This window comes from Kitasatospora sp. NPDC093558, assembly GCF_040683475.1.
In the GTDB taxonomy this organism is placed as follows: Bacteria; Actinomycetota; Actinomycetes; order Streptomycetales; family Streptomycetaceae; genus Kitasatospora.
The window spans coordinates 1-6,169 of record NZ_JBFBDY010000379.1; the positions used below are offsets into that span (position 1 = coordinate 1).

General features: G+C 69.8%; 8 protein-coding genes and 2 pseudogenes. 7 read left to right on the plus strand and 3 right to left on the minus strand.

Features of this window, described 5'->3' with window-relative positions; genetic code table 11:
* Positions 1-52 precede the first annotated feature (52 nt).
* Positions 53-499 (minus strand): hypothetical protein, encoded by a 447-nt coding sequence (locus AB0O00_RS26825; protein WP_363655930.1) that lies wholly within the window; start codon positions 497-499, stop codon positions 53-55.
* A 348-nt stretch (positions 500-847) separates the two neighbouring features.
* On the opposite strand from AB0O00_RS26825, the pseudogene AB0O00_RS26830 reads away from it, so the two are divergent.
* A pseudogene (locus AB0O00_RS26830) lies at positions 848-1,311 on the plus strand (transposase family protein); the annotation flags it as partial.
* Positions 1,312-1,381: 70 nt separating this feature from the next.
* Positions 1,382-1,927: an HD domain-containing protein gene (locus AB0O00_RS26835; protein ID WP_363655932.1), complete on the plus strand. Its 546-nt coding sequence runs from the start codon at positions 1,382-1,384 to the stop codon at positions 1,925-1,927.
* Here AB0O00_RS26835 and AB0O00_RS26840 read toward each other — a convergent pair whose 3' ends face one another.
* A complete protein-coding gene (locus AB0O00_RS26840) occupies positions 1,928-2,398 on the minus strand; it encodes an NUDIX domain-containing protein (RefSeq protein ID WP_363655934.1) in 471 nt (156 codons plus the stop codon).
* The gene (locus AB0O00_RS26845) at positions 2,395-3,069 is read right to left on the minus strand and encodes an XRE family transcriptional regulator (protein WP_363655936.1); all 675 of its coding nucleotides are present in this window, start codon (positions 3,067-3,069) and stop codon (positions 2,395-2,397) included. The genes AB0O00_RS26840 and AB0O00_RS26845 overlap by 4 nt, the downstream gene beginning before the upstream one ends.
* 256 nt (positions 3,070-3,325) lie before the next feature.
* On the opposite strand from AB0O00_RS26845, the gene AB0O00_RS26850 reads away from it, so the two are divergent.
* The 5 genes and pseudogenes from AB0O00_RS26850 to AB0O00_RS26870 form a co-directional block, all read left to right on the plus strand.
* Positions 3,326-3,601 carry a hypothetical protein gene (locus tag AB0O00_RS26850; RefSeq protein WP_363655938.1) on the plus strand — a complete coding sequence of 92 codons (276 nt, stop codon included), beginning with the start codon at positions 3,326-3,328 and terminating at the stop codon, positions 3,599-3,601.
* 136 nt (positions 3,602-3,737) lie between these two features.
* Positions 3,738-4,448 (plus strand): 7-cyano-7-deazaguanine synthase QueC, encoded by a 711-nt coding sequence (gene queC, locus AB0O00_RS26855; RefSeq protein ID WP_363655940.1) that lies wholly within the window; start codon positions 3,738-3,740, stop codon positions 4,446-4,448.
* Positions 4,445-4,846, plus strand: a complete 402-nt coding sequence (locus tag AB0O00_RS26860) for a 6-carboxytetrahydropterin synthase (RefSeq protein ID WP_363655942.1) — start codon at positions 4,445-4,447, stop codon at positions 4,844-4,846. Before queC ends, AB0O00_RS26860 begins: the two co-directional genes overlap by 4 nt.
* Positions 4,843-5,556, plus strand: a complete 714-nt coding sequence (locus AB0O00_RS26865; RefSeq protein WP_363655944.1) for a 7-carboxy-7-deazaguanine synthase QueE — start codon at positions 4,843-4,845, stop codon at positions 5,554-5,556. Before AB0O00_RS26860 ends, AB0O00_RS26865 begins: the two co-directional genes overlap by 4 nt.
* A 160-nt stretch (positions 5,557-5,716) precedes the next feature.
* Positions 5,717-6,169 (plus strand): annotated as a pseudogene (locus AB0O00_RS26870) (RNA-directed DNA polymerase); the annotation flags it as partial.

The window sequence follows — 6,169 nt, forward strand, 5'->3', positions numbered from 1 at the left end:
GGCAGGAGCAGGGGCCCGGGCAGGGGCAGGGCGGCGCCGGGGCGGACCGGGTTCAGGAGCCGAAGAGGAAGAGGTAGCCGAGGGCGTGGTCCGGGTGCAGGACGACGTCGACGGCGGCGGCGGCCGGCAGCACGAGGTGGGCGTAGAAGGCTCCCGTCGTCGCGCACCGCACCAGGCGCAGCACGGGCCGGGGCGCGGACGTCACGTTCGGCCGGCGGTGTCGGGCGCGGCGTGCGCCCAGGACGCCGAGGCCGAAGCCGGCCAGGGCCCCGGCCGAGGCCAGGCATGCGAGGGCGGCCGCCACGACGCGTGCGTCGCCGACACGGGCGTCCGACAGCCAGGGCAGGAACCACGAGCCGGCTATCGCGACGCGTATGCCGTGGCCGCCCAAAACGATGGACAGGAGCCACAGGTCGGCCGCCAGCGTGAAGCCGCCGTACAGCCACGCCTGGAGGAGATCGCCGTCCAGGACCCGTGCCGCGCGCTGGATCCACCGCATGCCGCCAGGATGCCGGTCCACGCGCCCGTGCGGCAGTATGTCCGACGGATAGTCACCGAGCTGCAACCGCAAGGAGCCGAGCGCAGGTGCCGGCCATGGGGTCGGAACGCCCCGGTGAACGTCGGACTATCTGCCCGGCAGTCGGGCCCCGACGAGATCGATGCGGGTTCGGCGTCGGTCGGCGCGAACAGTTGTGCCGGACGGCCACCCAGTCAGCCAGCCTCTAGATGATTGATACCAAGGGCTCGCCACCGCACTCTATGTGAAGACCGACGATCTGCTGAAGGAACCGCCGCCATCTGGCACCGTGGCGGCCCGAAGTCGGGATCGCGCCCGCGGCCGGGCGTGGAACGGCTGTGGATCGTGGACGGCCCCTGATCCCGGTCCGCAACCGCACGGTCGGGGCGTCCAGCCGCAACTACCAGTTCTCGGCGAACGTGCAGGTCGCCATCGACGCCGACACCCGACTCATAGTCGCCACCGCCCGCCCGGCTCCGGGCAACAAGGCCGACGCCCACATCCGGCGGGCCTCCGGACTGCCCGCCGCGTGCGTCGGCACCACCGTCCTCGCGGACGGCGCCTACCTGAACACCGGCCTGGCTGTCCCCCACCGCCGACGAGCCGGCCACCCGCTCCTGCAAGCCCAGGAGGAGGACAACGCCGAACACCGACGCGTACGCGCCCGCGTCGAGCACACCATCGCCCGCATGCAGAACCACAAGATCCTCCGCGACTGCCGGCAGAAAGGCGACGGCCTGCGCAACGCGGTGCAGGTCGTCGCCCACATGCACAACCCCGCCCGAACGCTGTGAACTCGCAGGTCAGGGCACAACACTGAGCTGCCCGCCCCCAGCCTTCTGCAACAAGCTTTAGCCTGGAGCGATGCACCTGAGCCTCGCGTACCGAACCGCCGAATCGCTGCTCACCAGCATTCCCTCGCGTTGGGCGCATTCCTGCCGGGTCCTTGAGCAGGCCCGGATTCTCGCTCCGGTCCTCGGCGCGGACGCCGAACCGGTCGCCATCGCGGCGATCCTCCACGACGTCGGCTACGCCGCCTCCGTCGTCGACACAGGGCAGCACATGATCGACGGCGCACGCCATCTGAGCCGTCTCGGCGTCGATCCGACGGTCTGCTCGCTCGTCGCCTACCACTCCTCGTCGGAATGGGAAGCGGCCGAACTGGGCTTGTCGGCCGAGCTGGCGACCTTCCGTCGGCCGCCGTCGGAGCTCCTGGACGCGATCACCTACTGCGACCTCACCAGCGGCCCCAACGGCACCGTCCTCGACCCCGTGTCGAGGCTCGACGAAGTGCTCCGGCGGTACGACGCGGACCACGTCGTCCACCGCGCGGTGTCAGCGGCCCGGCCGGCGCTCCTGCGTATGGTCGACCGCGTAACCAAGCGGCTCGCCGACGCCGGCCGTGCCTGATCAGCCGAGGTAGGGGGCCGCTTCCTCCCGGAAACCGTGGGCGAGGCGAAGCCTGGTCGTCGGGGCGATGTCCAGCGCATCCAGCTCCGCGCGCGGCACCCACCGAACCTCGAAGGACTCGGAGCTGGCGCCTAGTTCGCCGCCGACCGGCCTCGCCCGGAAGCACAGGGAGAACTCCTGGCGGACTTCCCCGTCCGAGAACTCGATCACGTGCCCGGGGTCGCTGTAGGTGCCGACGAGGCCGGTGACCTCGACCTCGATGCCCGTCTCCTCAAGTACCTCGCGAACGACGGCATCCGGGAGGTTCTCACCGATCTCGAGAACGCCGCCCGGCATCCCCCACCGGCCGTTGTCGGAGCGCCTTTCGAGGAGCAGTTCGCCGCGGTCGTTCACCACGAAGGCGGTGACGGCGGGGACGATGCGTTGGGCCTTCGGGGCACCCGGGTCGTCGAAGTAGTCGGTACGGCTCACGATGCCTGCCTCGGTAGGGGAACAGCACTCGCCCAGACCTTTTCGAAGCTGTGCTGGTAGGTCAAGACGAGCTGGGCGCCGGCGACGCGCCTCAGGTGGAGCACCGGGGTCAACGGGGCACTCACGCCATAGATCTGGGTGTTGACGAGCATCTCGTCGTCGAATCTGTACAGGGAGTTGTGCAGCGTGGAACGGTGGGACCGGAACTCGATGCCGGGCGTACCGTAGAGCGGGCGGTAGAGCTTCATGACCTCGCGTACCTTGTACGCGACGCCTTCGCCGATCTCCTCTTCCTCGCCCCGGCGCGCGATCTCGGCACTGTCCGGATCGCCCAGCAGCAGACGGACGCGAACCCCCGCTCGCGCCCGTTCGATGAGCGTTCGGTGCCACCGCGGGTTCTCCGCAAGGTGGACGCCAGCATGGACAAGGACGCCGATCTCGACCGTGGCGCGCTCGGCGAACTGGAACCACAGCTCCGGTGGTACGGAGGAGCGGTGCGGGTAGAGGTGGATGATCTCGGCGTCGGCCTCGTCCAGGCGTTGCACGTCAGACTTCGCGTCCGGCCAGAGATAGTCCTCGTCGGTCTGCAGCTTGGCCGCTACCGCCTGTCGATGACGCCGGTACGGTTCGCGGTTCTTGAGGATCCAGCGCTCCACCGTCTTGGCGTCCACGCCGCAGTGCTCCGCCAGCTCCTTCTCCGTAACGCCTCGGATGACGAGAGCCGATCGGAGACGTTCGTTCGCCATTGCGCTCCCGAGTGGGACGTCTTGGGACGTACTGAGGCCTCAGGACGATACAGAGGACGTCCCGAGACGTCCAGCACAAGCCTGATCATGTCCCCTTCCTGCAAGGCATTCTGAGCTCTCATCCGCTCACCCGGCTCTCCCGGACGAGCGGAACTCACCTGCGCATCTGCGGAGACTGACCATGAACTCGCCCTCTCTCAGTGACACCGCCGTCGCACGGCGCGAAGCTCGCGAGGAGATCAGCGACCTGCATTCGGGCAAGGGTTCGCAGCACCGGCGAGCGCGCGCCTCCAACCGCTTGGAGGCCGCTCTCGAAGCGGGCTGGCTGGCCGGGAACCTCCTGGGCCTGACGTTGCTGGGCCTGCTCGTCGACCACCAGTTGGACAGACCCGAGGAACCCACCGTGGTCCTCGCCCCGAGCGCCCCCGACACCTCATACACCCGAACGACCGCATAGCCGAGCGACCACGCCCATACGCACTCTTCGCGCGTCAGATCTGCCGGCCGTTCGAGAAGTCCGGCTGCCCCTGGCCCAAGCCGCGCGAACTCACTCCGCCCTCCGTGCTGGAGGACTACGAGAAAGATGTATGGAGATGACCGAACACACGCCCCCGCGTCACGCGGTGGTGATCGCCTCTGGTGGGCTGGACAGCACCACCGTCGCCTACTGGCTTGCCGGCAGCGGCAGCAGGCTCACGATGCTCTCCTTCGACTACGGGCAGCGGCACCGGAAGGAGCTCGACTTCGCGGTGCTGATCGCCGACCGTCTCGGCGCTCGCCACGAGGTGGTGGACCTGGGCGGGCTCGGCCGCCTGCTGTCGGGCTCGGCACTGACCGACTCCGCCGTCGCGGTGCCAGACGGCCACTACACCGCCGAGAGTATGCGCAGCACCGTGGTGCCGAACCGGAACGCGATCATGTTGTCGGTCGCGGTCGGCGTGGCGGTAGCTTCCGGGGCGGACGCGGTGGCATTCGGTGCCCATGCCGGTGACCACGCCGTCTACCCGGACTGCGGCAGCGAGTTCTTCGACCTCTTCGCCGAGGTTGCCCGAGTCGGCAACGAGGGGTTTGTCGCCCAGGGTTTCCAACTGCTGGCGCCGTTCATCCACCAGTCGAAGGCCGACATCGTGCGGGTCGGCGAGCAGGTCGGTGTGCCGTTCGCGGAGACGTGGTCCTGCTACCGCGGCGGCGCGCTGCACTGCGGGACGTGTGGGACGTGCACCGAGCGGATCGAGGCGTTCGAGCTGGCCGGCGTCGACGACCCGACCGAGTACGCCGCCGCGTCGTCGGGAGTGGCCCGATGAGCGAGCTCGTGCTGCCCGGCCGACACCGGATCGCGAAGACGTTCCGCTTCGAGGCCGCGCACTTCCTGCCCGGCCTGCCGGAGGGGCACCAGTGCGCCCGGATGCACGGCCACTCCTACGAGGCCGCGTTCGTGCTCACGGCCGGCCGGTTGGCGGAGCCGGGCTTCGTCACGGACTTCGGCGACCTCGCCCCGGTGAAGAAGATGATCGACAGCACGCTCGACCACCGGATGCTGAACGACGTGCTGCCGGTCGCGCCGACGTCGGAGAACCTCGCCGCGTGGCTGGCCGGGTGGTTCGTCGAGCACGTGGAACCGGGGCTGCCGGGCCGGCTGGCGTCGGTTCGGGTGTCGGAGACGCGCACCAGCTGGGCCGAGTTCGTGCTGGAGGAGCGGTGAGCCTGTCGGGAGGCGAGCTCGCCGGCGGCAGGGGGCTGCTGGTGGCGGAGTGCTTCGGGCCGACGTTCCAGGGCGAGGGCCCGAGCGTCGGGCAGCAGGCCCTGTTCGTCCGGTTGTCGCGGTGCAACCTGCGCTGTCCGGGGTGCGACACCCCGGAGACGTGGGACTGGTCCCGGTTCGACCCGCGCGAAGTGTCCACCCGGCTCGGCGTCGAGGACCTCGCGGTGTGGGTGATGTCCTGGTCGCCGCGACTGGTGGTGATCACCGGTGGCGAGCCGTTGCTCCAGCAGGACGCGGTCGTCGACCTGGTGCGGCTGTCGTCGGGGCGGCGGGTGGAAGTGGAGACGAACGGGACCGTCGTCCCGCGGCCTGAGCTGGTCGAGGCGGTGGCCGGGTTCAACGTCTCGCCGAAGCTGGAGGCCTTCGCCGCGCTCGGGGATCGGCGGATCAACCCGGAGGCCCTCAAGGCGTTCGCGGACTGCGGGAAAGCCCGGTTCAAGTTTGTCGTGCGAGAGGCCGCCCAGCTCTCTGAAGTCGGCGACCTGGTTGAGGAGTTCGCGCTCGCCGATGTGTGGATCATGCCAGAGGGAGCCAGCAGCGGTGAAGTGCTCGGCGGGATGCGGGTGCTGGCGGACGAGGTCCTGGCCCGGGGCTGGAACCTCACCCCGCGGCTGCACACGCTGATCTGGGAGGACGAGCGTGGTCGCTGAGGGCAGCAAGGTGCCTGAGCGGCGCGGTCGTTCCGACTCCCCGAGGCCGCGCGTGTTGGGTAGCGGCCAAGCACTTGGTACGGAGGGGAGCGGGATCCTGCATGCCGCTCAGGCAGGATCCACTATAGCCAACTCCCGTGCACCGCGCGCCCATTCGCTGATGCCGTTCCTCGTCGACGTCCGGCACCTGAAGAACGCGGCGCGCGCCTGCATGCGCCGGGCCGGAGCCCCGGGTGCCGACGGTATGAGCTGGGCCCAGTTCCGGCAGGGCCTCGGCGGTCGCCTTGAGGCCCTGGCCGAGGCGTTGCGAACGGGCTCCTGGACACCGGGCCCGGTGCGCGAGGTGGAGATCACCTCGTACACCGGCAAGACGTTCCTGTCCGTGATCCCGACGGTGGCGGACCGGGTCGTGCAGCGGGCGATGCGCAACGCGGTCGAGCCGGTGCTGGAGCAGCGGGCGTTCGCCGACTGGGTCTCGGGCTATCGGGCCGGGCGCAACCGGATCTCGGCCTTGCGCGACGCCGACCGGCACCTGCGTGAGGGCTGCCGGTGGGTCGCGGACGTGGACGTGCGCAGGGTGTCGGAAGGGTCGAGCGCAGCCGAGGTCACCGAC

Coding starts and splice junctions, on each gene's coding strand:
- AB0O00_RS26850 (WP_363655938.1), top strand. CDS start 3,326: ATGAACTCGCCCTCTCTCAGTGACACCGCCGTCGCACGGCGCGAAGCT.
- AB0O00_RS26825 (WP_363655930.1), bottom strand. CDS start 499: ATGCGGTGGATCCAGCGCGCGGCACGGGTCCTGGACGGCGATCTCCTC.
- AB0O00_RS26835 (WP_363655932.1), top strand. CDS start 1,382: ATGCACCTGAGCCTCGCGTACCGAACCGCCGAATCGCTGCTCACCAGC.
- queC (WP_363655940.1), top strand. CDS start 3,738: ATGACCGAACACACGCCCCCGCGTCACGCGGTGGTGATCGCCTCTGGT.
- AB0O00_RS26860 (WP_363655942.1), top strand. CDS start 4,445: ATGAGCGAGCTCGTGCTGCCCGGCCGACACCGGATCGCGAAGACGTTC.